General features: G+C 61.1%; 16 protein-coding genes and 2 riboswitches. Of the genes, 5 read left to right on the forward strand and 11 right to left on the reverse strand.

Going from position 1 to position 24,171, the window contains the following annotated elements; genetic code table 11:
- Window positions 1-11: 11 nt before the first annotated feature.
- Together cobN and cobW are read right to left on the reverse strand one after the other, a co-directional pair.
- A complete protein-coding gene (gene cobN, locus AC0Z8Z_RS12710; RefSeq protein WP_485619340.1) occupies window positions 12-3,776 on the reverse strand; it encodes a cobaltochelatase subunit CobN in 3,765 nt (1,254 codons plus the stop codon).
- A gap of 2 nt (window positions 3,777-3,778) precedes the next feature.
- Window positions 3,779-4,852 (reverse strand): cobalamin biosynthesis protein CobW, encoded by a 1,074-nt coding sequence (gene cobW, locus AC0Z8Z_RS12715; RefSeq protein WP_485619341.1) that lies wholly within the window; start codon window positions 4,850-4,852, stop codon window positions 3,779-3,781.
- 127 nt (window positions 4,853-4,979) lie between these two features.
- A riboswitch (cobalamin riboswitch) is annotated at window positions 4,980-5,210 on the reverse strand.
- 101 nt (window positions 5,211-5,311) lie between these two features.
- Window positions 5,312-5,544, forward strand: a riboswitch (cobalamin riboswitch).
- Between the two features lie 97 nt (window positions 5,545-5,641).
- Here cobW and AC0Z8Z_RS12720 point away from each other — a divergent pair.
- From AC0Z8Z_RS12720 to cobM, 4 genes are all read left to right on the forward strand, one after another.
- A complete protein-coding gene (locus tag AC0Z8Z_RS12720; protein ID WP_485619342.1) occupies window positions 5,642-5,851 on the forward strand; it encodes a CbtB domain-containing protein in 210 nt (69 codons plus the stop codon).
- 11 nt (window positions 5,852-5,862) lie between these two features.
- Window positions 5,863-6,582 carry a CbtA family protein gene (locus AC0Z8Z_RS12725; RefSeq protein WP_485619343.1) on the forward strand — a complete coding sequence of 240 codons (720 nt, stop codon included), beginning with the start codon at window positions 5,863-5,865 and terminating at the stop codon, window positions 6,580-6,582.
- Window positions 6,579-6,995: a cobalamin biosynthesis protein gene (locus tag AC0Z8Z_RS12730; RefSeq protein ID WP_485619344.1), complete on the forward strand. Its 417-nt coding sequence runs from the start codon at window positions 6,579-6,581 to the stop codon at window positions 6,993-6,995. The genes AC0Z8Z_RS12725 and AC0Z8Z_RS12730 overlap by 4 nt, the downstream gene beginning before the upstream one ends.
- Window positions 6,996-7,198: 203 nt before the next feature.
- Window positions 7,199-7,945, forward strand: coding sequence for a precorrin-4 C(11)-methyltransferase (gene cobM, locus AC0Z8Z_RS12735; protein WP_485619345.1), 747 nt, complete (start codon window positions 7,199-7,201; stop codon window positions 7,943-7,945).
- A gap of 78 nt (window positions 7,946-8,023) precedes the next feature.
- On the opposite strand, the gene nfuA is transcribed toward cobM, so the two are convergent.
- Together nfuA and AC0Z8Z_RS12745 are read right to left on the reverse strand one after the other, a co-directional pair.
- Window positions 8,024-8,617: a Fe-S biogenesis protein NfuA gene (nfuA, locus tag AC0Z8Z_RS12740; RefSeq protein ID WP_122538502.1), complete on the reverse strand. Its 594-nt coding sequence runs from the start codon at window positions 8,615-8,617 to the stop codon at window positions 8,024-8,026.
- Between the two features lie 105 nt (window positions 8,618-8,722).
- On the reverse strand, window positions 8,723-9,742 hold the full coding sequence (locus tag AC0Z8Z_RS12745) for an acyltransferase family protein (RefSeq protein WP_485619346.1): 1,020 nt from the start codon (window positions 9,740-9,742) through the stop codon (window positions 8,723-8,725).
- 360 nt (window positions 9,743-10,102) lie between these two features.
- Between AC0Z8Z_RS12745 and metH the strand changes: the two genes are divergently transcribed.
- Window positions 10,103-13,813, forward strand: coding sequence for a methionine synthase (gene metH, locus AC0Z8Z_RS12750; protein ID WP_485619347.1), 3,711 nt, complete (start codon window positions 10,103-10,105; stop codon window positions 13,811-13,813).
- Between the two features lie 217 nt (window positions 13,814-14,030).
- Here metH and tssF read toward each other — a convergent pair whose 3' ends face one another.
- From tssF to tssL, 7 genes are all read right to left on the reverse strand, one after another.
- A complete protein-coding gene (tssF, locus tag AC0Z8Z_RS12755) occupies window positions 14,031-15,797 on the reverse strand; it encodes a type VI secretion system baseplate subunit TssF (protein WP_485619348.1) in 1,767 nt (588 codons plus the stop codon).
- Window positions 15,798-15,849: 52 nt separating this feature from the next.
- Entirely contained in the window at window positions 15,850-16,113 is a 264-nt protein-coding gene (locus AC0Z8Z_RS12760; RefSeq protein ID WP_205483060.1) for a PAAR domain-containing protein, read from the reverse strand.
- A 124-nt stretch (window positions 16,114-16,237) separates the two neighbouring features.
- Window positions 16,238-17,263: a hypothetical protein gene (locus tag AC0Z8Z_RS12765; protein WP_485619349.1), complete on the reverse strand. Its 1,026-nt coding sequence runs from the start codon at window positions 17,261-17,263 to the stop codon at window positions 16,238-16,240.
- On the reverse strand, window positions 17,260-18,453 hold the full coding sequence (locus tag AC0Z8Z_RS12770; protein WP_485619350.1) for a DUF6396 domain-containing protein: 1,194 nt from the start codon (window positions 18,451-18,453) through the stop codon (window positions 17,260-17,262). Before AC0Z8Z_RS12770 ends, AC0Z8Z_RS12765 begins: the two co-directional genes overlap by 4 nt.
- Window positions 18,454-18,542: 89 nt before the next feature.
- Window positions 18,543-20,519: a phospholipase gene (locus tag AC0Z8Z_RS12775; protein ID WP_485619351.1), complete on the reverse strand. Its 1,977-nt coding sequence runs from the start codon at window positions 20,517-20,519 to the stop codon at window positions 18,543-18,545.
- Entirely contained in the window at window positions 20,516-23,242 is a 2,727-nt protein-coding gene (locus AC0Z8Z_RS12780; RefSeq protein ID WP_485619352.1) for a type VI secretion system Vgr family protein, read from the reverse strand. Before AC0Z8Z_RS12780 ends, AC0Z8Z_RS12775 begins: the two co-directional genes overlap by 4 nt.
- A 2-nt stretch (window positions 23,243-23,244) precedes the next feature.
- Complete coding sequence (tssL, locus tag AC0Z8Z_RS12785; protein WP_485619353.1) at window positions 23,245-23,928, reverse strand: type VI secretion system protein TssL, short form; 684 nt, start codon at window positions 23,926-23,928, stop codon at window positions 23,245-23,247.
- Between the last annotated feature and the right edge of the window lie 243 nt (window positions 23,929-24,171).

The following is a 24,171-nucleotide window of genomic DNA, read 5'->3' on the forward strand; positions in this document are numbered from 1 at the left end:
CTCATCCAGGCTCATGACTCTTCGATGTCCAGCAACAGATTCTCCAGCGCCTCGCGGTACTCGCCCGGCTCCTGCCACAAGCCGCGCTGCTGGGCTTCGAGCATGCGCTCGGTCATGTCCCGCAATGCGTCGGGGTTGTGCTGCTGGATGAAATCGCGGGTGGAGGCGTCCAGCAGATAGGCGTCGGCGAGCAGCGCGTATTGGTGGTCGTCGATCAGTTCGGTGGTGGCGTCGAAGGCGAACAGGAAATCCACCGTCGCCGCCATCTCGAACGCGCCCTTGTAGCCGTGGCGCTTGACCCCTTCGATCCACTTCGGATTGGCCGCCCGCGAGCGCACCACCCGGTTGAGTTCTTCCTTCAACGTGCGGATTTTCGGCAGATCGGGCTGGCTGTGGTCGCCGTGATAACTGGCGACCTTTTCGCCGGACAGGCTTTCCACCGCCGCCAGCATGCCGCCCTGGAACTGGTAGTAGTCGTTGGAATCCAGGAGGTCGTGTTCGCGGTTGTCCTGATTCTGCAGCACCGCCTGAACCTGGCTCAGCCGCTTGGCAAATCCGTCACGGGCCGGCGTGCCCTCGTCGCTGCCGCCATAGGCGTAGCCGCCCCAGTTCAGGTAGACCTCGGCGAGGTCGTCGCGGCTTTGCCACAAGCGTCCGTCTATGGCGTTCTGCACCCCCGCGCCATACGCCCCCGGTTTGGCGCCGAAGATGCGCCAGCCGGCCTGCTTCGCCGCTTGATCGGCATCCAGACCGTCGCGCAGGAGTTGCTCGCGCTCCTGGCGCACGCGCGCCGCCAGAGGGTTCATGTCGTCGGGCTCGTCCAGCGCGGCGACGGCCTGCACCGCCGCATCGAACAGGCGGATCAGGTTGGCGAACGCGTCGCGGAAAAAACCGGACACCCGCAGGGTCACATCGACCCGAGGCCGATCTAGCAGGCTCAAGGGCAGGATTTCGAAATCATCCACGCGCTGACTGCCCGTCGCCCACACCGGACGCACCCCCATCAACGCCATGGCCTGAGCGATGTCATCGCCGCCTGTGCGCATGGTTGCCGTGCCCCACACCGAAAGACCCAGCTGACGGAGGTAATCACCATGGTCCTGTAAGTGCCTCTCCAGCAACAGATTCGCCGACTGGAAACCAATGCGCCACGCGGTCATGGTCGGCAGGTTTCTTACGTCCACCGAGAAGAAGTTGCGCCCGGTGGGCAACACGTCCAGCCGTCCGCGACTGGGGGCGCCGCTTGGCCCGGCCGGGACGAAACGCCCACTTAGCGCGCCGAGCAGGTTGGACATCTCTGCAGGACCACAGGCGTCGAGGCGCGGGATCACGACTTCATGCAGAGAATCAACAACTTCGGATAAACCTTTGTTTTCAAAGCGATTACTCACCTCGATTCCAAAGGCGATCTGCTCAATCATCTGCGCGGCCAGCAGCTCCAGCCGCTCGCGGGTGTCACCCGTGGTGCGCCACGGTTCAGCGCTGACCTCATGTAATACCTGAGGTTTATCGCCGGTCCACGGCGCGCCGAGGTCACAGTCCAAAGGGTCGAAATCCAGTGCCAGCGCCTGACTCAAAACGCGCAACAGGCTCGCCTGACCGCCGCGACCATCGCCGCGAGGCACGCGCACCATCGCCAGCAGCGTGTCGATGCGCAGCCGTCCAGTGGGCGACTCGCCGAACACGTGCAGGCCGTCGCGGATCTGCGATTCCTTGAGGTCACACAAATAGGTGTCCAGGCGCGGCAACCACACGGCGGCATCGGCCTCGCTGCTGGCGTCCCCGTCCATCGCCAGTTCGCGGTCGATATGGGTTTCGCGCACAAGCCTGAGAATGTCCTTTTGCAGCTCCCGGGCACGGCGCGGGTCAAGCAGCTGCGCTTCGTAATATTCGTCGGCCAGCAGTTCAAGGTCGCGCAACGGGCCGTAGGTTTCGGCGCGGGTCAGCGGCGGCATCAAGTGGTCGATGATCACCGCCTGGGTGCGGCGCTTGGCCTGTGCGCCCTCGCCCGGATCGTTGACGATGAACGGGTAGATATTCGGCATTGGGCCAAGGATCGCGTCGGGCCAGCAGTGCTCGGACAAACCGACCCCTTTGCCTGGCAGCCACTCCAGATTGCCGTGCTTGCCGACGTGGATGACGGCGTGGGCGCCATAGCGTTTGCGCAGCCAGAAGTAGAACGCCAGGTAACCGTGGGGCGGCACCAGATCAGGATCGTGATACACCGCGCTGTGATCGACGTTGTAGCCCCGCGCCGGTTGAATGCCGACGAAGGTCATGCCGAAACGCAGGCCGGCGATCATCATCCTCCCGTCGCGACACATGGGATCGGTCTGCGGCGCGCCCCACCGAGCCATCACGGCGTCGCGATTGGCCTCAGGCAACGCCTGAAAAGCAGCCAGGTACTCGTCCATGGCCATGCTCTGATGGCACGGCCGCTGATCGAGGCTGTCCGGGTCATTGGTGACACCGCCGAGCAGCGCGTGAATCAATGCGGTGCCGGTCTCGGGCAACTCCTCGACCGGGTATCCCTCGGCCTGCATGCCCTTGAGGATGTTCAGCGCGGCCGCCGGCGTGTCGAGGCCGACGCCGTTGCCGATGCGCCCGTCGCGGGTCGGGTAGTTGGCGAGAATCAGCGCCACGCGCTTGTCGGCGTTGGCCGTGCGGGCCAGCAACACCCAGCGCCGGGCCAGTTCGGCGACGAAATCCATGCGCCCCGGCTGGGCGCGGTAGCAGACCACGTCGGACTGGCTGCGCTCGCTGTGCCAGGCCAGGTCCTTAAAGCTGATCGGCCGACTGATGATGCGACCGTCCAGTTCCGGCAGCGCGATGTGCATCGCCAGGTCGCGGGGGCCCAGCCCTTGGGCGCTGGCCTGCCAGGCCGGTTCGTTGTCCTGGGCACAGATGGCCTGGATGACCGGGATGTCCCGGCGAAACGGCCGCACATCCGGCGCTTCCGGGTTCGATTGAGCAAACCCGGTGGTGTTGATAATGACCTCGCAGTCCACTTCGTCGAGCCAGTCCTGTATCGCGCTCATGCAGCCGGCTTCCTTCAGGCTGGCAACAGCGATCGGCAACGGGTTCAGGCCCTGTGCCGACAAGCGCTCGCAGAACACATCGATGAAGCCGGTGTTGGCCGCCTGCAGGTGGGAGCGATAAAACAGCACGGCGGCGACCGGCTGATCCTCGCGCCAGTCGGCCTGCCAGCGGGCCAAATCGGCGTTGGTGTTCCGCGGGTGGTAAATGACGGTGCGCAGCAGGGTTTGCGGCTCGACCCAGGGATAGTCGCCGCCCAGCCAGCGTGTGGCGATGAAGTTGAACAGCGCCAGCGCGTTGTGCTTGCCGCCCTGACGCAGGTAATGCCAGAGCCGATCACGGTCTTCGGCAGATTCCGTGCTCAGGCCGCTCAGCTCAGGGTCTGGCCGATCACAGCCCGGGACCAGAATCAGCTTCACCCCTTTGGCCGCCAGCTCCACCAGCCGCTCGACGCCGTAACGCCAATAGCCGATGCCGCCGTGCAGGGAAATCAGGATGACTTTGGCGTGGCGCAGCACCTCGTCCACGTACAAATCCACCGATGCATGATTCTGCACCTGCATCGGGTTGGCCAGGCGCAGGCTCGGGTAGTCACCCGGCAGTTGATGCGCGGTTTCAGCCAGCAGGGCCAGATTCGAGTCGGCGCTGCACAGGATCACCAGCTCGGCGGGGGTCTGGCCCAGGTCAGCGATGCTGTCGTCGGGAACGAAGCCGCCGGGCTGAGTGCGCAGCAGGTGCATGGTTAGCCTTTGGTCCCTGAGAGTGCAGCGCGCAATTGCGCTTCGAGGACGCCGGCGTCCAGTTCCTGGCCGATCAGCACCAAGTGGGTTTCCCGGGCTTCGTCAGGCTTCCAGGCGCGGTCGAAATGCTTGTCGAAGCGCGTGCCGACGCCTTGCACCAGCAGGCGCATGGGTTTGCCGGGAATTGCAGCGAAGCCTTTGACGCGCAGGATGCCGTGCTGGACGACGGCCTGGGTCAGCGCGTCGAGCAACAGCGATTCATCCGCCTGGGGCAGCGTAATGGAGATGGAGTCGAAGGCGTCATGGTCGTGATCATCGTGATCGTCGCCTTCGTGGTGATCGTGATGGGTCTTGCGGCCATCAATGTGCAGCTCGGATTCGGCGCCGAGCCCCAGCAACACGCTGATCGGCAGCTGGCCTCGGTTCGCTTCGACGATTTTTACTGCTGGCGGCAATTCTTCGGCAACTTCCGCGCGCACCGCTGCCAGCGCATCGGCGTCGAGCATGTCGGCCTTGTTCAGCACGACCAGATCGGCGCTGGCCAGTTGGTCGGCGAACAGCTCGTGCAGCGGCGATTCGTGGTCCAGGTTCGGGTCGAGCTTGCGCTGAGCGTCGACCTGATCCGGGAACGCGGCGAAGGTGCCGGCGATCACGGCCGGGCTGTCGACCACGGTGATCACCGCGTCGACGGTGCAGGCGTTGCGAATTTCCGGCCACTGAAAGGCTTGCACCAGCGGCTTCGGCAGGGCCAGGCCCGAGGTTTCGATGAGGATGTGATCGAGATCGCCGCGGCGGGCGACCAGCTCCTGCATCACCGGGAAGAACTCTTCCTGAACGGTGCAGCACAGGCAGCCGTTGGCCAGTTCGTAGACGCGACCGACGGCCTCTTCTTCGGTGCAGCCGATGGTGCACTGCTTGAGGATGTCGCCGTCGATGCCCAACTCGCCGAATTCATTGACGATGACGGCGATGCGTCGGCCTTCGGCGTTGTCGAGCATGTGCCGCAGCAAGGTGGTTTTGCCCGAGCCGAGAAAGCCGGTGACGATGGTGACGGGAAGTTTGGCCAGTGTTTTCATCGGTTGCCCTCAGGCGTGCGGCGGGGCAACGAGGACGAAAACAGCGCAGGCCGGCGGAAGCAGGCGCGCGGTTCGATTCGCCACCGGATCACCCCGCCCGGTTGTAGTGGAATGCCTCGGCCGCTTGCAAGCGGTCCGATTCGAGGCAGGTCTCCTGGCTCACGGCGGCCGGTTGCTGACAGGCATCGTCAGGCGACTGGCATTCATCGCGCCTTCCCGCTCGCGCAGTGGCTGTGCAATGAACCTGTCCGTTTACAGTTGCGGGGGCAGCTGCGGCTTGAAACCGCATTCCCTTCTTAGCGCCGGTGGCCTTGATACATGAAAAGGCGGCCGGCGAACCTCAAGTGCGCAAGGCTACGCAGTGACCGCAGGCCGGTCAATCGCGCCGTTGCAGTGATTGCCGCGCCGATTGACGCAGCGAATGACCCCACGATTGACGACACGAACCGTGCGTGGTCTTCTACACACCTTGTTACGGGTGCCCTTCACAGGGTGAAACGGGAAACCGGTGCGTGCAGACCTTCGGGTGTGCATCAGTCCGGTGCTGCCCCCGCAACGGTAAGCGAGTGAAGAGTCAGATCCACTGTGTCGGCATCGATATGGGAAGGCGATTCTTGAAGGCACGATGGCTGTAACGGCTGATGCATGTGCCCCTCGCGAGCCCGGAGACCGGCCCGACAACACACCATAACAACCCGCGGTGGGCGGGCGCTGTTGAGCACTGCCGGCATTCGCCTGCGGTGCCCTTGCGCCTTTCCGTCCGCTGAAACCACTTCAGAGGGAAGCGCCATGTCCATCAGCACACCCCGCCAGACGTCCGGCACCGCCGGCAACACCACAACGGCCGTGACTGCCACGCAAAGCCAGCGCCTTGTTGCCGCCGTCAGCGCGATGTTTCTCGGCGCATTTCTGGTGTACTTCGCCGGTTTCTCCCACATCGATGCGGTGCACAACGCGGCACACGACACCCGTCACAGCTCCGCCTTCCCTTGCCATTGAGACCTGCCGCCATGTTCAAGCGAATTGCGCAAACGGCCGGGTTCACCGGACTGCTCGCCGCCCTGTTGTTGACACTGCTGCAGAGCTTCTCGGTGGCGCCACTGATCCTGCAGGCGGAGACCTACGAAAAGGCCCCGGCTACTGAGATGCACGAGCACGGCGACGGTGCGATAGCCGGCCACGTCCATGACGCCGAAGCCTGGGAGCCGGAAGACGGCTGGCAGCGCGTGCTGTCCACCACCGGCGGTAATCTGGTGGTCGCGGTCGGGTTCGCCTTGATGCTGGCGGCGCTGTACACCCTGCGTACGCCGACCAGTGCCCGCGAAGGCGTGATGTGGGGATTGGCCGGTTATGCGGTATTCGTGCTGGCGCCCACTCTTGGTTTGCCGCCCGAACTGCCCGGCACCGTCGCGGCGGACCTGACCCAACGGCAGATCTGGTGGGTGGGCACTGCTGCCTCCACGGCTGCAGGGTTGGCGTTGTTGGTGTTTGCCCGGCACTGGCTTTTGAAGGTTGTGGGCGCAATGATTCTGGTGGTGCCGCATATCGTCGGCGCCCCTCAGCCGGCGGTGCATTCGGCACTCGCCCCGGAAGCCCTTGAAGCGCAATTCAAGATTGCGTCGCTGCTGACCAATGCGGTTTTCTGGATTGCCCTGGGCTGGATCAGCGCCTGGCTGTTTCGTCGCAGTGACACGCCCGCGACGCAAGCCGGTTTGAACCCTGCTCTGTGAACGAGTTGCGCGAACGGCCGCTGTGGGTGGTCGGTCTGGGCTGCCAGCGCGGCTGTTCGGCGCTGGAGCTTCGGCAGTTGATGGAGGATGGTTTGCGCGAATGTCAGCTTGAGCTAAAGGACGTTGCCGGCCTCGCCTCCATTGACGGCAAGTCGGCTGAGGCGGGATTGCTGGCACTGGGTCATGAGCTGGAGCTGACGATCGGGTTTTTCAGCGCGGGGGATCTGGCGGCTTACGAGGCACAGCTGACGTACCGTTCGGACATCGCCTTTGAACGCACCGGCTGCTACGGCGTGGCGGAAAGCGCGGCGCTGGCGATGGCGACCCGGTTAACCGGCGCGCCCGTGACCCTGGCCATCCCCCGCCGAAAAAGCCCCCATGCGACATTTGCGCTGGCAACCGCAATCTTGTAGGACCGGCCAACCCTTGTAGGACCGGCTCAAACTGTAGGACCGGCTTTAGCCGGGAAGGCGTCAGTGGTCACACCGCAGATTTTGATGGTGTGCCCGAGGGCCCCTTCCCGGCTAAAGCGAGTCCTACAAAGTCAGACCGAGTGCGCTCAGGGATAATGCATTCGACGAGTCAGTGCTCCAATGAATTCCAATCAGGACACCCCATGACTGTTTATTTCATCGGCGCCGGGCCGGGAGATCCGGATCTGATCACTGTTAAAGGTCAGCGGCTGATCCGCAATTGCCCGGTGATCATTTACGCCGGCTCCCTGGTGCCTGAAGCGGTGCTGGAAGGGCATCAGGCGGTTCAGGTCGCCAATAGCGCTTCGTTGCACCTTGAGCAGATCATCGATCTGATGAAATCCGCTCATGCGCAAGGCCAGGATGTGGCGCGTGTTCACTCGGGCGATCCGAGCCTGTATGGCGCCATCGGCGAGCAGATCCGCTGCCTGCGCGAGCTGCAGATCCCCTTCGAAATCATTCCCGGCGTCACTGCCACCGCGGCGTGCGCTGCATTGCTTGGCACGGAGCTGACGCTGCCGGACATTTCCCAGAGCGTGATCCTGACCCGCTACGCCGACAAAACCGACATGCCAGAAGGCGAAGCCCTCGGTGATCTGGCGCAGCATCAGGCGACCATGGCGATTCACTTGGGAGTGAATAATCTGGGCAAGATCGTCGCCGAGCTGACCCCACACTACGGCGCCGATTGCCCGATTGCCGTGGTGCATCGGGCCAGCTGGCCGGATCAGGACTGGGTCACCGGCACGCTGGCGGACATCGAGGAAAAGGTGCGGATCAAGGGGTTCCGCCGCACCGCGCTGATTTTGGTGGGACGGGTGCTGGGCAACGATGTGTTTAGCGAATCATCGCTGTATCGCGCGGGCCACGCCCATGTGTTCAGGCCCTAGCGTGCGCTTCTAGACCTTGGCGAGCGCCCACAAAAAAGCCCCGAACCAGTCGGGGCTTGCTTGCCACGCCATCACTTCTCAGTAATACGCGTTTTCTTTCTGGGTGTGGTCAGTCACGTCACGCACACCGGTCAGCTCGGGGATGCGTTCCAGCAGGGTGCGCTCGATGCCTTCCTTGAGCGTCACATCCGCTTGGCCGCAACCCTGGCAACCACCGCCGAACTGCAGAATGGCGACATTGGCCGCGTCCTCTTCCACAACCTCGATCAAAGTCACCTGACCGCCATGGCTGGCGAGCCCTGGGTTGATCTCGGTCTGCAGGTAGTAATTAATGCGTTCGTTGATCGGGCTGTCGGCGTTAACCATCGGCACCTTGGCGTTCGGCGCCTTGATGGTCAGCTGTCCGCCCATGCGGTCGGTGGCGTAATCGACCACGGCATCGTCCAGAAACGCTTCGCTGAATGCGTCGATCCAGGCGGTGAAGCTTTTCAGGCCAATGGCCGTGTCTTCGGGTTTCTCTTCGCCTGGCTTGCAATAGGCAATGCAGGTTTCAGCGTATTGGGTGCCAGGCTGGGTAATAAACACGCGGATGCCGATGCCGGGCGTGTTCTGCTTTTCCAGCAGATCAGCCAGGTAATCGTGGGCGGCATCGGTAATCGTAATAGCGGTCATGAAAATTCCTCGCAGACGTGGGGCGCAGTTTACGCCAATCAACTGCGCCTGACAAAGCCCTAGTAAATTAGTCGGGTAAGCGACCCATCGACTGCCCGGCGCCTGTCACGACAGCGCCGCCTCCTTGCTCGCCCTTCTCTGGTCCAGCCAGCCCTTCATGCGCCGGTACAGCCCCTTCTCGATCCACTCATAACTGAGCCACGCCCCGAGCGCGATGACTGGCACGCAGACGGCGAAGACCAGATAGGGGTTAACGCCGTAGCGCTCGCTCACCAGCCATCCCGCATAGAGCACCAGCACGTGGAGCAGGTAAACCGAGTACGAACAGTCGCCCATGGTTTTCAGCAGGCGGTAATTGCGCAGATAGGGTTCGAGGGAGATGCAGGCGACGACGATCACCGCGCTCGGCAGGCCCCAATTGATGATGCGTGGCGCCGGTTGCAGGTGGTCGATGGTGAACAGCGCAGCGCCGATTGCGATCAAGGGCAACCACAGCCTTTCGCTGATCCAGCCCCGGCGGTAGATCACACCCACGAAGATGCCAAGCAGGAATTCATACACGATGTCATTGGCATAGAACCGGCTGACCAGCCCGGAGCGACCCAGCACGTCGGTAATGGCAAACAATGCCGCTGCCAGGATCAGCGGGCGCAGCCGTTGCTGAAACAGGAAGACCATCGAGAACAGCACGTAAAACAACATTTCGTAATTCAGCGTCCAGCCCACGTTCAGGGTGGGATAGAGGCCGTAACCGCCAGGGTTTTCCGAAGGGATAAACAACAGCGATAAGACGAAGCTCTGCCAGTCGACCACCTGATGGGGCAACAGCGGCTGTGCGACGACCACGAGCAGGCCCATCACCAGGGTGTACAGCCAATACGCGGGGACGATGCGAATCACCCGATTGAGCATGAAGCGGCCGGCAGGAATGTCCTTGTCCACGGTCGAAAGGTAAATGACCAGACCGCTGATAACGAAGAAGACGTCGACGCCGACAGCACCTTTTTCAGTGAAAAAACGGCCGACCGGCCCACTCGGATGGAAGTCGAAAAAAATCTGCATGAAGTGGTGACACACAACAGCCCACGCGGCGAGTGCCCGCAGGGCCTGAACCGAAATCAACATCTGCAACCTCTTGCTTCGTCTGGATTGACCTTCAATCCCACACTCAAAAAGAGCGGGTGCCGAAGAGCGACTCCCAACGTCCGACTTCAGACGTTGCAAAAAGGTTCGGCTTCACTGACGGGCTGCATAATGGCTGCGCGCCATGTTTTATAAGGGTTTCAGCGTTTGAGGCAGTGTCAGCGGGGCTATTCCGCGCTAACGATGGAGTTGCACGCAGGACGCGATTGCAGGTCCGACGACGGCCTCCAACATGAACATAATTCATGTAAATCCCGGAATGATTTAAATCCGCGCAGGTTTGCTATTATTTCGCACCTTTCAGCGCCATCTTATTTCGTACTTTTTCATCCGGGTAACCTCATGTCAGATCGCAGCGCGCGTCTTCAAGCACTCCAGCAGGCTCTTCAACAGCGAATCCTGATCCTCGATGGCGGCATGGGCACGATGATCCAGAGCTATCGACTGGAGGAAGAAGACTACCGCGGCAAGCGCTTTGCCGACTGGCCGAGCGACGTCAAGGGCAACAACGACCTGCTGATCCTGACCCGGCCCGACGTGATTGGCGCGATCGAGAAGGAATACCTCGACGCCGGCGCGGACATACTCGAAACCAACACCTTCAACGCCACCCAGGTGTCCCAGGCCGACTACGGCATGGAAGCGCTGGTCTACGAACTGAACGTGGAAGGCGCGCGCCTGGCCCGCCAGGTTGCCGACGCCAAGACTCTCGAAACCCCCGACAAGCCGCGCTTCGTCGCCGGCGTGCTCGGCCCGACCAGCCGCACCTGCTCGCTGTCGCCGGACGTCAACAACCCCGGCTACCGCAACGTGACCTTCGACGAACTGGTGGAGAACTACACCGAGGCGACCAAAGGCCTGATCGAAGGCGGTGCGGACATGATCCTCATCGAAACCATCTTCGACACCCTCAACGCCAAAGCGGCGATTTTTGCCGTTCAGGGCGTGTTCGACGAGCTGGGCTTCGAGCTGCCGATCATGATTTCCGGGACCATCACCGACGCTTCCGGCCGCACCCTCTCCGGACAGACCACCGAAGCGTTCTGGAACTCCGTGCGTCACGCCAAGCCGATCTCCGTGGGCCTCAACTGCGCGCTGGGCGCCAGCGAACTGCGGCCGTACCTGGAAGAGCTGTCCAATAAAGCGGAAACCCATGTGTCGGCGCACCCGAACGCCGGCCTGCCCAACGAATTCGGCGAGTACGACGAAGCCCCGGCCGAAATGGCCAAAGTGGTCGAAGAGTTCGCTCAGAGCGGCTTCCTGAACATCGTCGGCGGTTGCTGCGGCACCACGCCGGCGCACATCAAGGCCATCGCCAACGCCGTTGCGCCCTATGCGCCGCGCCCGATTCCGGAGATCCCGAAGGCTTGCCGCCTGTCCGGTCTGGAGCCGTTTACCATTGATCGCAGCTCGCTGTTCGTCAACGTCGGCGAGCGCACCAACATCACCGGTTCTGCCCGCTTCGCCCGCCTGATCCGTGAAGACAACTACACCGAGGCGCTGGAAGTCGCCCTGCAGCAGGTCGAAGCCGGCGCCCAAGTGATCGACATCAACATGGACGAGGGCATGCTGGACTCGAAGAAGGCCATGGTGACCTTCCTCAACCTGATTGCCGGCGAGCCTGACATCTCTCGCGTGCCAATCATGATCGACTCCTCGAAATGGGAAGTCATCGAAGCCGGCCTCAAGTGCATCCAGGGCAAGGGCATCGTCAACTCGATCAGCATGAAAGAAGGCGTCGAGCAGTTCATCCATCACGCCAAGTTGTGCAAGCGCTACGGCGCGGCGGTGGTGGTCATGGCTTTCGACGAAGCCGGCCAGGCGGACACCGAGGCGCGCAAGAAGGAAATCTGCAAGCGCTCCTACGACATTCTGGTGAACGAAGTCGGCTTCCCGCCGGAAGACATCATTTTCGACCCGAACATCTTCGCCATCGCCACCGGCATCGAAGAGCACAACAACTACGCCGTGGACTTCATCAACGCCTGTGCCTACATCCGCGATGAGCTGCCGTATGCACTGACCTCGGGTGGCGTGTCCAACGTGTCGTTTTCGTTCCGTGGCAACAACCCGGTGCGCGAGGCGATCCACTCGGTGTTCCTGCTGCACGCGATTCGCAACGGCCTGACCATGGGCATCGTCAACGCCGGCCAGCTGGAGATCTACGACCAGATTCCGGCTGAACTGCGTGACGCGGTGGAAGACGTGGTGCTCAACCGCAACCCGGAAGGCACCGACGCGCTGCTGGCCCTCGCCGACAAATACAAGGGCGACGGCTCGGTCAAGGAAGCGGAAACCGAAGAATGGCGCGGCTGGGAGGTCAACGAGCGCCTCAAGCACGCGCTGGTCAAGGGCATCACCACGCACATCGTTGAAGACACCGAGCTCTCGCGCCAGTCATTCAAGCGCCCTATCGAGGTCATCGAAGGCCCGCTGATGGCCGGCATGAACGTGGTCGGCGACCTGTTCGGCTCGGGCAAGATGTTCTTGCCGCAAGTGGTTAAATCCGCCCGCGTGATGAAACAGGCCGTGGCGCATTTGATCCCTTTCATTGAAGAGGAGAAAGGCGACAAGCCCGAAGCCAAGGGCAAGATCCTCATGGCGACGGTCAAGGGCGACGTCCACGACATCGGCAAGAACATCGTCGGCGTGGTGCTGGGCTGCAACGGCTACGACATCGTCGACCTCGGCGTGATGGTGCCAGCGGAGAAAATCCTGCAGGTGGCCCGCGAACAGAAGTGCGACATCATCGGGTTGTCGGGCCTGATTACGCCGTCGCTGGACGAAATGGTTCACGTCGCCCGCGAGATGCAGCGTCAGGATTTCCACCTGCCGCTGATGATCGGCGGCGCGACCACGTCCAAAGCGCACACGGCGGTGAAGATCGAGCCCAAGTACAGCAACGACGCGGTGATCTACGTCACCGACGCTTCCCGTGCCGTAGGCGTGGCGACGCAGTTGCTGTCCAAGGAGCTGAAAGCCGGCTTCATCGAGAAGACCCGCGCCGAATACATCGAAGTGCGCGAGCGCACGTCCGCCCGCAGCGCCCGCACCGAGCGCCTGAGCTACGGCGCGGCCATCGCCAAGAAGCCGCAGTTCGACTGGGCCGCCTACCAGCCTGTGAAGCCGACGTTCACCGGGGTCAAGGTGCTGGAAGACATCGACCTGAACGTGCTGGTGGATTACATCGACTGGACGCCGTTCTTTATTTCCTGGGACCTGGCCGGCAAGTACCCGCGCATTCTGACCGACGAAGTGGTGGGCGAAGCGGCCACCTCGCTGTTCAAGGACGCCCAGGAGCTGCTGCGTAAACTGATCGACGAAAAGCTGATCCGCAGCCGCGCCGTGTTCGGCTTCTGGCCGGCCAATCAGGTCGATCACGACGACATTCAACTGCTCGACGACAACGGCGCGCCACTGGCCAAGCTCCATCACCTGCGTCAGCAGATCATCAAGACCGACGGCAAGCCGAACTTCTCCCTGGCCGACTTCGTGGCGCCCCAGGGCAGCGGCGTGACCGATTACGTCGGGGGCTTCATCACCACCGCCGGCATCGGCGCGGAAGAAGTGTCGAAGGCATATCAGGACAAGGGCGACGATTACAACGCGATCATGGTCAAGGCGTTGGCGGATCGTCTGGCCGAGGCCTGCGCCGAGTGGCTGCACCAGCAGGTGCGCAAAGAATATTGGGGCTACGCCCGTGACGAGCAGTTGGGCAACGACGAACTGATCAAAGAGCAATACACCGGCATCCGCCCTGCCCCCGGCTACCCGGCCTGCCCGGACCATACCGAGAAAGGCGTGCTGTTCGACCTCCTCGACCCGGCCCAGGGCGACGGCAAACCCGGCGTCAGCGGCGTGTTCCTCACCGAGCACTATGCGATGTTCCCGGCGGCGGCGGTCAGCGGCTGGTACTTCGCCCACCCGCAGGCCCAGTATTTTGCCGTCGGCAAGGTGGACAAAGATCAAGTGGAAAGCTATACGGCGCGTAAACAGCAGGATTTGAGCGTGACCGAACGCTGGCTGGCGCCGAACCTGGGGTATGACGAGTAATCACGGCAGAGGTGTTATGCCGACTTGATCATTCGGGCATTACACAACCTGTGGGAGCGAGCTTGCTCGCGAATACGGCATTCCAGGCGCTGAAATAGTCAGCGGATTTGCCGGCCTCCATTGCAAGCCAGCTCGCTCCCACTGGGTTAAGTGCGCTCCGCGGCAGCCTAGTGCCTTAATGCAAGGCAATCTGCGGCGGCGCTTGCGAATTGACGGCTCACCCAGGCACTCGCTGGCTATGATTCTCACTCCAACGCAGATGTTTATCCTGCGGTTGCAGGATCAACGTCAATTGGTTGAACAGATGAATGTCGGCGTACTGCGCAAAGAAGCGACTGACCAGTTCACCAAACAGGCAAATGTCCCCTTCCCCCGCGAAATTGCCTGCCTCCAGCGTGACTTCAATGTCCACACCGCGCAGCAGAAAACCGCCCTCAAAACGTTGGATCAGATGATGACGAACCTCGATGATCGACTGTAACCGGCGCCGGTTCAGCGAACTGTCGGTCCAGTCGTAAAGCGCCAGCGTATTGCGCAAGACCTCGGCGTTGTCGAGCAGCGGCAGAAAACTCGAGCCCAGGTGACTGAGAACACGCCAATGAAAACGGTCTTTGTCAGGGGCGTAACAGGGCATCGTCGGCGCGCACAGGTTGCGCACCGTCAATGTCCGCCGACTCGACTGCGCAGGCTGGTCCAGCACCGTCTCGGCCAGCGCCATTCGCGGCAGCCGCCCGTTGGTGCCCGTCAACTGCAGCGTCAGGCGGTGTGCCGGGTTCAAGCGGTCCTGTTCGAAACCGTCGCCGCCCAGAACCAGCCATGTGTCGTGGGACCCATCTGGCGCGGGTTTGAGCCGGGTATGGAAATAGCGCTCCGGAGCGTCATCACGCAGCATGCCGCCCCTGTGCTGAAAATGGGTGAAGGGCACATACTCGTGCCGCGCAGCACGCTTGCCCGCGATAACGCTGTCCACGGAATAGATTTCCGTGTCGGCATCCTCCACATGCGCCGGCCGCACGCGGTAATCGGTCTGCAAAGGGTCGAGGGCCAGAGGGTCTGCCTCCAGGGCAAACAGGTTAATGACCGGCACGGCGTGAAGACGAACATGCTCGGCACTGAGCGCAAACCCGCGGGGCCAGGGTTGACCCAGCACCACCTCAAGCTCGAACGCCTTTGTGTTGGCGTCCAGTTTCACCTGCTCCAGGCCCTTGATCGTGAGGAACATGAATTTCTCGGGGAAGCTGAAATACTCCAGCAATAACGGGCAGCCGCTGGAACGGTCATCGGCGTGAGGCCAGAGTCGATCTTCGTCACCGAAACCCTTGGGGCTGAATTTGACAGCGACCTCCTCGCGTTCCGAACTTTCCTTGCGCAGGTAGACCTTGCGGGCATTGAGCGCCAGCGCCTGGTGCAAGGCGCTGGCCACGGGCGCGCTGGCGTTCAGGTACAACGGCAGGCTGCTCAAGTCCATCGTGTCCGCCAGCACCAACTTCCCCAGGGAGAACCGCAGCCTGATCACGGAGCGGCCATCCGCCTGCTGCCCGACCTCCACGCCATCGAGCGACAGCGCGCGCAATGTCAGGTCCTGCGTGGTGGTGTAACGGCAGCGAGTACCCTCTGGGCCGACAGGTCGTGAGCGCACCTCGAAGCCTTTGCGGATCGTCTCGCTGGTCTTCATCTCATGGATGTCAGGCGAGAACTCGACGATCGACAGCGACGGAATCATCCGCAGGTACTGCGGCCTGACCAGCCCGACCAAGCCCTCAGTCAACTCCGGCAGGTCGTCGTCGAGCTTTTCCCGCAGTCGGCCCATCAGGAACGCAAAACCCTGGAACAGCTGTTCGACAGCGGGATCCTGAGCCCCGGGCTTGTCCAGGTTCAATGCGCTGGCGCGGTCGGGAAATGCCTCGGCATACTCTTTAGCGGCTTCGCGCAGGTAGCGCATCTCGGCATCGAAGTACGCCAGCGTCGGGTTGTCCTTGTTCATGACAGATGTCCTTGTCTTGGGTGTCTCGGGTGTTGAAAAACATCATGCTTCGTCAGCCGGCGCTGGCTTCCGGCAGCGAGGTGATCAATGCGCAGCCACACTCACAGAGGTCGCCGTGGAACGCGATCGGCACGCCGTCATCGCTGCAGCCCGAGTTGCCCTGGGCAATGCGGGTGGTGCCATGGCCTGGCAATGGGCAAAGGACGATGTCGCCTACGCGCGCTGCGCCAATGCCTTCGAAGATCATTGCGTCCGAGCCGGTTTTGACGATGCCGCCGCCGGTGGTGCTGTCGCCGATGCGGATGATGCCTTTCATAAGGGATACCTTTTGATTGAAATTCATGGGTAATGCATCGAGCCAAATAAGCAAGCCAGATGAGATTCCTATTTTTTTTAAAAAATAAAACCATACAGACAATTACGCCAGCGCATTAGTTGGTTCACTTTCTGCTCAATATAAGCGTCGCAAAGTTGCTCCGCCCCAACAACATTCTAAAGTTTGTACCGCCGCTATTCATGTACAACATTCCATTGCGCTCAAACACGAAGTAGTCAGTCAAGGCCGCACCTATAAACTTACTTACTCCATAACGATGAAAATAGAAAACGTCCTTGCCCGATTGTGCCGCTACCCCCTTGTCGATGGCGGAATCCGAAATCTTCTTCAATGACCAGCACGCCCCCCTTACACCTTTCTCCGACATTTCGCAGGGGGCCAACACGTTCAGACTATGAGAAACAGCCAGTCCACAGTTAGCTACCCCATTGAATGAACTGCCATCTTCAGCCTGAAGAGGCTCAGCCAGCGTATTCGCCCCACAACCAGCGGGAACGCTTGGACCTTTAACAGGTGGGAGCAAATGATATAAAGCTGGATCGACGTTCCCCAAGCTTTTCCCGCTCACAAAGGTAAGACTTCCAGCACGGGAGACGTTGAAAAAGCTCCACACCTCAGAATCGCCCAGCGGGAAGATAACCGAGAAGTTTTTGGGGTCGGCCCCTTCCAACAACCGTCCTTCGAAATACACACCCTGTTCGCCTACGGCATATTTGTTGAATTGCTTTTTTTGCCAGTCCAACAGTCCGGATTCTGTGCCTTCTAAAACCCTGAACGCAGGCGACAGCTTTTCTAGCTTGGTTAACGTTCGATGCTCTACTGTTCGAATGTATCCCTTCATCTCCAACAAACACTTAAAACTAGTTATATTTGCAAGTATCGAAAAATATCCAAATCCGCAGTTTTTTTCAGGTGCATATTCTCGGTCTTCCCAATACACCAGGCCTTTTCTGATCCTGTAGTCACCTGCAAGTACCTGATCATAGGGCAGACAACTATTGTTCAGCGCGCCCCGCCCGTTTTCCAGCTCTTGGCAGACTGGCATTTTGCTGTAGAGCTCAAACAACCCTGTGGTCAGCAGCATTGTTGCGGACAGCAGGAAGAACGCTTTCAGAAACCACTTCTTCATGCCAGCCTCCACCAGACCCGCACCGGGCCTTCATGTTGGCTCTTGGGCAGCGGCCAAATTCGGTCACGGTAATAGCGCATGCGCTCGACAGGGAAAACGTCTCCTTGCTCGAAGTGACGAACAATCGGCTGGCCGTCGGGGGTGTGCAGCTCCCGGTGAACGACCACCTGCCACCAACCGCTGACCGGGCACTTGGTCCCGTCGACGCATTGGTCGGCCGACAGGTCTGCCTGGCTGAAGCCCTTGGCGCCCGGCATCGGTCTGCCGGTGGCGGGGTCAAGTTTCAGGTCCTGAGTCAGACGCTGAATTAACTCCGGCGATGGTTTTTCAGGCGGGACATTGGCTTCGCGGGCTTCCAGCCACTGTAGCTTGCCGTCCCACGGCGGCAGCTTGGCCGGGGGCAGAGGGAGGATTTCGTTGATTTCGGGGACTTTGGGGTGGGCATAGGAATAATCGGCGAGGATGCTCCAGATTTTGTCGTAGCGGTCAGCGCGTTCGAGGTCTGTCTCCTGAGCGAGGTAGTACAGTTCGTTGGTGGGTTCTGGCCCTCGAAAACCGTGGCGCAAAAAACTCGCAGAGCTTTCATTGCCTGCGGCGACACCAAGTTGATAAGCCTCAACCGCATCTCGGTACTGCTTATCCAGTTGTAGGTCGACGGCCAGGGCCAGTGCGGCCGATCCTTGACCTTGCTCAGCTGCACATCGCCGCATCTGTCGCGCGACATCCGGCGCCCTGTCGCTCGGCGCCAGCGCATCGCCGATTTCGTATTGGGCTTGGGCACTTCCCTCATCGGCAGCCTTGCGCAGATAGCGCAGCGACATCTCCATGTCCGCTTTCAGGTCGGCAATGCCGCTTTTCACCATGAGCGAAACGAAATAGTAACCCGTGGCCACGTTGGCATCGATCAGGTCTTGACTGAAGCGCAGGTGTTCGTGGCCCCGCAGCTTGAACTTTCCGCGCAGGCTGCCGCTCTGGAGGTTTATGTTGGATTTGTAATGGCCATTTTCGGCAGCAATACGGTAAAGCCGCTCGATTTCAACGTCGGTACTTGGCTCCTGCTTCAGCTGATTGTTTTTCTGCAGCCAGCGGGCATATTGGAACAGCACATCACTGTCGGCACTGGCCTGAGGAAGCGTTTCATGTTTGCAAGTAAAGGCTAGGTTGTCCTTGATGGCAGCGAGGGATTTCATCGGGATGTCCTTGTCCAGTGGTGGTCGTAACCCGTTGCCGTTATCACAGGCGGTCAGGATAAGGCAGGCGAGAAGTAGTAAGCGGCGCATCAGTCGAGATTCACCAGGTTGGCGGGGCAGTAAAGAAACTCGACAAGGGCCGCATGGGGAGAGGATTTCTTCTTATCCTTCAGGCCTTTGTTTATCGTGATGATGTCTTGCCAAGCCTCAAACGCCATCTTCGGATCATCCTGCACCCCCTTCCCCGCCGTATGCAGATCCCACAGCCTTCTCCTCAACGCCTGAGTCTCACTGGCCCACTCATGGGCAATGTTCAATTCGCTGTCCACCTGCATGCTGCGGGTGTTGATGTTGGCGGAGCCATGGGTGGTAAACACGTCGTCGACGATCATCAACTTGGAATGGATGTACACCGGCATCCATTTGCCGGCAGGTGAGTCGGGCGCCACCAGCGAGCAGATGTGCACTTTCAGATTGGGAATTTCCTCGGGCTTGAACACTTCTTGCTGGATGGCCTTGATCTGGTCTTCGAGCACAGCCATCCGGAAGGCCGCCGCGCTTTCGGCGTCGCGTCGCTTTTCGCGGGCCTTCTCGCTGATCGCGCTGTCGCCCCCGGTCAGCAGGGTCGTCGAGAGGGACAACAGCTCGGTAGCGAGGGTTGTCGCCTGGTCTGCGATCAATTCGCTCAGGTCCGGCTCTTGCGCAGCGGCCTGTGCCTTGGCTGCCTCGATGCGTTGCAGTCGGGTGATCTCCGGCATGGTGTCGGCGCGCCCCAGGCTGTCGAGCATACGGTGGGTGTTGACCGTGCCTTTGCCGATGCCGTCATCGGTCACGTTGGTGATCACGAACAGGTGCAATGCGCCGTGCTTGCCGGGGTCGCGTCCGCCCTGGGTCTGGGCGAGGGCGGCCTTCTTGATTATTTCGGCCAGCGGCGGCCAGCGAAAATACTGGTTTTCGATGTAGATGAAGCCCGTGGCGTTGTTCACCGCTTGCAGGTAAAGCGTCTCGATGTCGCGTCGGCCTTCCTGGGCCTGGGTGCGCAGGATCTGGGCGAAATGCCGCTGCTCGTTTGGCGGGCATTTCAAGCGTTTGCCCAGGGCCATGGCGTCGCGAGTGGTCATCAGGTCTTCGCCCGTCGCGTCGAACCAGGCGGTGGCGAAGTTGTGATGCAGGTGTTCCAGAATCGGCCCGGCCACCTGGCTGGAAATGTCCTGACGCGGCGTGTCACCCCGAGGCCCGGCATTGGGCGCGAGTTTACTGGCTTTGTCGCGCTTGAGCGCCGAATGAGCGTCGGTGTCCCAATATTCGTCGAGGGTGTTGTGACCCATGACGAAACCCACCGCCTGTTCGGGGGCTTCATAGTCCACAAGCACGGTTTTCTGATGGTGGGTGGCGGCAATACCGAGGGCTGCGAACGTGATGGCGCTCAGGTTCGGATCGGCGCTGTGATACCGGGCCTGGTGAATGATCTCGGCGCGGTCGAACAGGCTGAAGCCGCGGCTGGCGAAGGCAGGCCTATCCAGATCACGCCATAACGGCATAGGAATGCCTGAGATGGAGCACATCGCGAACCACTTGCGGTCATAGGCGTACTGATCGTCGGTAGAGCTCTGCATCTTGCGATCGTCAATGGGTACCCGGCCTTTGCCGGGCAGATTGGCTTCGCCGCCGACGCCTGCGGTGTTGAATGGTAACTCCCAACCCAGCACGCGTACTTTTACGCCCTGCCTGGCCTTTTGCATGAGCAGTTCGCCGATGCACGGCTCATGGCATGCCACCCAATCCTTGCTGGACGGCATCGGCACTTCGGCAGAACAAACCGGATTGGATTGCTGACGAATGAAATACATCGACGGCTGAAAGCCCCAACAAATGATATCAACCGAACGTGTCGCGCTTGCAATGGCACGGTGCACGGCACCAAAGGTCTCTTCGCCGTTTACCAGCGGCATGTACGTCGTCAAAGCTGGCGGGTACTCAGAGTCCTGCACGAACCAGGGGGGCGTCAGAGTCACGGTGTCGGTTTCTTGAAACGATACGGGCGCGACGATTTCGGGCTGCGTCATGGAGCCTCCTCTTCCTGATCGGCGGTGTTATTCAGCACGGCGGCATACTGCGTGCGGTGGTCGGTGTGTGCAGCCGGCTGATTGACCGGGGTGTCGGGCGCAGAACGGTGGTGGTGCAGGCCCTGATTGGCCAGCCTTCCCTGCTCGGGATGGCGGTAAGTGGTCACGGCGGGAATGCGGTAGCTGACGCCGTTGGCCATTTCCAGCCGGTATTCCTGCGTCGTCGGCTGATGATCAACCTCGACGTGCCCGCTGCCGTCCATGACGCCCTCGCTGATCAGCCCGCCATCGGCATAAAGCTTGTAGGGCATGTGAGTCCAGCTGCCGCCAAGGTTGGGCGTTGCAGCCAACTTCAGGCGCAGGGGCTGACGGGTCAGCTGTTTCGGGGAATCGGGATGGTCGGCAGCCATGGTCGCGCCGCCCTTGAGGAACTGAAAAGTCGCGGCCTTGAGGAGATGGTCGCCCGCCGTCCCGGATTCGATGAGACCCTGCTCCAGCGTCAGGTAACTGCCTGCAGCGTTGAGCACGATCTTCTTCTTGGCGACAATGTGGATCTCGTCTTCGGTGCTGGTGATGCTAAGGCCTTGCCGGGCCAGCAGCTCCAGCGTGTCGTTCTGCGCCTGCACGGTGACCGGCCCTTGATTGGCGATCAGCTTGATGCCCAACTGGCGCACGAACAAGCTCAAGCCTTTGCCGACGCCGATGAACATCCGCTTGACCACGCCGATGTCGGCTTCGCCGCCAGCGTTGAGCATCAGGTTGTCGTGTGCCGCCAGTTGCAGGTGCTTGCCGCTGGTGAGGGCAATGCCTTGGGGGGCGCTGAGCAACAGCACGGCGGATTTGAGCTGTTCGAGGTTCTGTTCAAGCAGGTCCATTTGCGCCTGAACCCCGGCGGGCTCGGCCCTGCTCGCCTGGGCATCCTGAGACAGCCCTTGCAGTTGCTCCACCGCATGCTGCAGGTGAGCAATCGCCGCTGCCATCTCAAGTTGCTGCCCCTGGGCGCCGGCCTGTTCATCGGCGCTGATGAACAGCCCTTTGCCGCTGCGGATTGCCCCCCAGCCATCGGTGCGCAGTTCGAAGCCTTCGCCGCGCTTCTGCTTGCTGGCGTCCACCAGATGCCCCAGATTCAGCTGACTCTTGCCGCTGTGGTCGGTGCTGAGCTTGACGTGCTCCTTGCCGCGCTCGTCTTCCATGCGCAGTTTGTTGTTGGCCGGCGTGCGCAGCACGTTGCGGGTGAAGTCCCGGTCTGCCAGGGTCACCGGGTCCGGGTGCCGGTCGTCGTGCAAGGCATGGGCGATGTAGGGCCGGTCGGGGTCGCCGTGCTCAAAGGCCACGGCCACCTCGGTGCCGGCAATCAGTGGCAGATGCAGGCCGTGGGTGTCGCCGGCGTAGGCGCGGGCCAGCCGCAGCCACGCGCTTTCTTCACCGGTTTCCCAGCTGTCCCGGTCGAACAGAAAGTTAACCTTGTAGCGACCTTCCTTATCGATGTGGCTGTAGGGGTCATTGGCGATGACGCTGGTCACACGGGCGGCAACGGTGCCGGCAAGCTGTGGCTTGCGCGGCACCGGGGGCCGGAAGCAAACGCTCTCGCTGTAGGGAATGGCGACGAAGCTGACTTCGAAACTGCGGTCCCGGGCAGCGTGCAGACTCAGGCCGGTGATCACCGCACCGGGTTCGAACGCATGGGGGGGATCGCCGGTGACGCTGAGCATCTGCCCCAGCGCCAGGGTCGCACTGCTGCTGACGCCGCTGAGTCGCGTCTGGGCATTGAGATAACGTTCGTGGCGCAACCGCGCATAGAAAAAACCGCTTTCGCTCTCAAGGTCCTCGTCCAGATCCCGTGCGTCGCCGAGCACGGTGTAGGGCTCGGCGTAGTGATAGGCCTCGCCATAGGTAGTGGTGGCGCGGCGGCTCTGGTCGACTTCGCCGTCGAGCCAGGCGTTGGCATCCCGTGGGTCATAGGCACGAAAGTGAATGTGCTTTTCCACCACGCAATGATCGGATTGCAACTGCCACACGGCGTCCTGATCCTGGCTGTCCAGCCCCGATGGCGAGCGATACGGCACCTTGATTTGAGGCCATTGGTAGTGGCGCTGGTCGTCGTGAAACTCGATCACATCAATATCGAGACGGGCGTCGTGGGCGAACCGAAACCAGATGCCCACCTCGGCCAGCAGCCGTGCAATGAACGCCAGATCGTTTTCACCGAACTGCATCACTTGCTCTCGGCGAGGGTAGTCACGAACGAGGTTGAACCGGAAATCCTGCCCCTCCATGCCGTGGCGACTGCGCAGAATACTCTCGACAATCTCCGGCACCGACCTTTGTTGGTAGATCCGGTACTGATGGCCGCGGGACAGCAACGCCATGCGCGGTTCCAGCGTGACTTCATAGCGTGCCTCGTCTCTGGAGGCTGACAGGCACTTGAAACCCGTGACCACGCCGCAAACAGTGCGCAGCGGCTCGGTGGATGGCAGCGGCAACCCGCGCGCCGCACCGGGCAGCAGATGCGCCGCGGTGTGCAGCGTGAACTGCGCCTCTTTGCCAAGCATGTGCCCGGCGCCTATATCCTGAACCGTCGAGGTGAACTCGATGACGTAGGTGAACGGCTGGCTGAGCTGTTCTTCGCCCGTGAACGTCAGCACGTCGAGGTCGGCATCCAGTTCATCGACGCGCAGGGTGTGACGGCTGTGGTCAAAAAAGGCCGGGAGTGAGTCCGTCATGGTCAGACGCCCCTCACGACAAGCTCGTCGACCATGTTGGTGAGCGTACGATTCAGGAACCACCACAGGACGACCAGCGCCAGCCCCGCGATTGCCAGGTGCAGGCGTGGAGAACGTAGCCACCAGGGGAATGTGCGGACAGGCCCTCTGGCGTCTATCCAGGTCGGCCGCACCGGGAACAGGTGCGGCCCTGCCAGTGCGTCCAGCCGGTTTTTCAGGACCAGGCGTTCTTGGTCATCCAGCGATCGATAACCGCCCAGAAAGCCCAACATCATCACCCGCTGGAACAGGGTCACGACGTGCATGTCCGGCGCAGGCTCGCGCAGCACTTCCCGCATTTGCTCATGCAGAATTTCACCCGCTCGGTGATGCCCGCAGAACCGCGCCTGCAAGGATTCAGTGATCCATAGCTCTCGGACCCCGTCCCCGACATTGGCCAAAACGGATTCGTCGAGCAGCGCGCATTGCGCATGGGTGATCAAGTCGACACTGCGTGAGTCCATGCCCGCCTGCTGCAATGCTTCACGCGCGTTTTCGACTTGCGCAATACAGGTCTGACGCAATGTCTTGCTGTCGGTCATTACCGGACCATGATGCAGCTCAACGGCCAGCAAATAGGTGTCCTGGAATATTAGATCTATATCAATCGCGGCAACACCGGATCGCTCATGATTAACTGAAGTCATAGGAAACACCGCGAGCAGTTGAATAATTAGGTTATTGAAGAGCTACCCCATGGGACGCGGCTGCGAGATATATTCAAAACATCCGTCGCAATTCGTGATGGGACTCAAGTTTATTGGCGCGTGTGACGATCATCGCCGGGGTGAGCCCGGCATGGGAGGGAAAGGCTAATCACTGAAAAATTAAAATACTACCCTCGTTTTCATATCAGGAAACTTCTTACAAATATCAGGAGGCTTCTGACA

It is taken from the genome of Pseudomonas sp. 1L-C-7-B-C1 (assembly GCF_057291635.1).

Excerpts from the sequence above, each read along its gene's own strand:
- cobN (WP_485619340.1), bottom strand. The coding sequence starts at position 3,776 with ATGCACCTGCTGCGCACTCAGCCCGGCGGCTTCGTTCCCGACGACAGC.
- cobW (WP_485619341.1), bottom strand. The coding sequence starts at position 4,852 with ATGAAAACACTGGCCAAACTTCCCGTCACCATCGTCACCGGCTTTCTC.
- AC0Z8Z_RS12720 (WP_485619342.1), top strand. The coding sequence starts at position 5,642 with ATGTCCATCAGCACACCCCGCCAGACGTCCGGCACCGCCGGCAACACC.
- AC0Z8Z_RS12725 (WP_485619343.1), top strand. The coding sequence starts at position 5,863 with ATGTTCAAGCGAATTGCGCAAACGGCCGGGTTCACCGGACTGCTCGCC.
- cobM (WP_485619345.1), top strand. The coding sequence starts at position 7,199 with ATGACTGTTTATTTCATCGGCGCCGGGCCGGGAGATCCGGATCTGATC.
- nfuA (WP_122538502.1), bottom strand. The coding sequence starts at position 8,617 with ATGACCGCTATTACGATTACCGATGCCGCCCACGATTACCTGGCTGAT.
- AC0Z8Z_RS12745 (WP_485619346.1), bottom strand. The coding sequence starts at position 9,742 with ATGTTGATTTCGGTTCAGGCCCTGCGGGCACTCGCCGCGTGGGCTGTT.
- metH (WP_485619347.1), top strand. The coding sequence starts at position 10,103 with ATGTCAGATCGCAGCGCGCGTCTTCAAGCACTCCAGCAGGCTCTTCAA.
- tssF (WP_485619348.1), bottom strand. The coding sequence starts at position 15,797 with ATGAACAAGGACAACCCGACGCTGGCGTACTTCGATGCCGAGATGCGC.
- AC0Z8Z_RS12760 (WP_205483060.1), bottom strand. The coding sequence starts at position 16,113 with ATGAAAGGCATCATCCGCATCGGCGACAGCACCACCGGCGGCGGCATC.
- AC0Z8Z_RS12765 (WP_485619349.1), bottom strand. The coding sequence starts at position 17,263 with ATGAAGAAGTGGTTTCTGAAAGCGTTCTTCCTGCTGTCCGCAACAATG.
- AC0Z8Z_RS12770 (WP_485619350.1), bottom strand. The coding sequence starts at position 18,453 with ATGAAATCCCTCGCTGCCATCAAGGACAACCTAGCCTTTACTTGCAAA.
- AC0Z8Z_RS12775 (WP_485619351.1), bottom strand. The coding sequence starts at position 20,519 with ATGACGCAGCCCGAAATCGTCGCGCCCGTATCGTTTCAAGAAACCGAC.
- AC0Z8Z_RS12780 (WP_485619352.1), bottom strand. The coding sequence starts at position 23,242 with ATGACGGACTCACTCCCGGCCTTTTTTGACCACAGCCGTCACACCCTG.
- tssL (WP_485619353.1), bottom strand. The coding sequence starts at position 23,928 with ATGACTTCAGTTAATCATGAGCGATCCGGTGTTGCCGCGATTGATATA.